This is a genomic window from Streptomyces sp. NRRL B-24085, assembly GCF_001282115.1.
Taxonomy (GTDB): domain Bacteria; phylum Actinomycetota; class Actinomycetes; order Streptomycetales; family Streptomycetaceae; genus Streptomyces.
This window is the reverse complement of sequence record NZ_LJBR01000595.1, coordinates 1-1,143: the sequence shown is the minus strand read 5'-3', so window position 1 is coordinate 1,143 and position 1,143 is coordinate 1. Positions and strand designations below refer to the sequence as shown.

Sequence of the window (1,143 nt, the reverse complement as noted above, 5' to 3'; positions counted from 1 at the left end):
GCAGCCCCTCCGTGGGCGGGGGAACGGCGGGTCCGGCGGGTTCGGCGGGTTCGGTCGGCGCGTTCGGACCGCCGCCGGTGATGCCGTCGGTGTCGCAGGGAGCGCCTCCGGCTCCCGCGGCCGGGCCCGCCGCGTATCCGGTCACGCCACCGGCTCCCACGGGTCCTCCCCCCGGGCCCTCCGTGCCGGAGCCCCGGGACGCGGTGCCGCACGAGACGGTGGTGCCCTCGGACAGCCGGTCCGGTCCCGGAAGGCTCTCCGTCTCCGTGGCGGCCACGTCCACGTCCGGCGACAACGGCCGCGGGCGCCGGTTGAGTTGCACCGTGGCGCTCGCGGTCGCGGGCGCGCTCGCGGCCGTGACCGTGGGCTCGGTGTTCGTGTTCGACCTGCTGCCGGGCCGAGGTGGCGACGACGACTCGGCGAGTTCCCCGCCCGGCAGCGACGCGTACTCCTCGGCGCCCACGTCCGTACCGTCGGCGACCTCCTCCGTCTCGTCCCCGCCCGGTTCCCCGTCGCCGTCGGGCGAGGCATCCGGTGAGGCGTCGGGCGGGCCGTCCGAGGTCCCGGCCCGCTACCTCGGCACCTGGGAGGGCCAGGGCACGGGTCTCGGCGGGAGCCTGCCGATGGGGACCTTCCGGATCACCGTCAAGAAGGCGGGCGTCGGCGAGGAGTTGGGCCGCCTCCAGCAGACCGACGCGATCGGCGCGGTCTGCACCGACGTCCTCACCCTGAAGAAGGTCACCGACACGGAACTCGTCACCACGGCCGTCGGCGCCGCGGACAACCACGCCGGCTGCAACCCCGCCGCCCACACGGTCCGCCTCACCACCGTGGGCGACGACCTGAAGTACACCTCCGAAAGCCAGGCCGAGGGATACCCCGAGGCCCGGATGTCGAAGGTCGGGCGGTGACGGAGCTGCTCGTCCTCGTGGCCGCGCTGTGGGGAGCGGCCACGGGCGCGCTGCTGCCCCGCGCGGCCTACCGCTTCTCCGTCCCGCCCGAGCACCCGTGGCGCGACACCTGCCCCGACGGCCACCCCCTGGCCGGCTGGCTCGGACGGGCGAGGTGCCGGAACTGCGGCACCCAGCAGTCGTACGGCCGTGGCGCCCTGCTCCTCCCCACCCTCACCGCCCTCCTCTGCGC

General features: G+C 75.9%; 1 protein-coding gene and 1 pseudogene. Both read left to right on the top strand.

The window, feature by feature from the left end; genetic code table 11:
* Positions 1-266: 266 nt before the first annotated feature.
* Complete coding sequence (locus AOJ26_RS43235; protein WP_107476191.1) at positions 267-911, top strand: hypothetical protein; 645 nt, start codon at positions 267-269, stop codon at positions 909-911.
* Positions 908-1,143 (top strand): annotated as a pseudogene (locus tag AOJ26_RS39990) (prepilin peptidase); the annotation flags it as partial. The gene AOJ26_RS43235 and the pseudogene AOJ26_RS39990, both read left to right, overlap by 4 nt.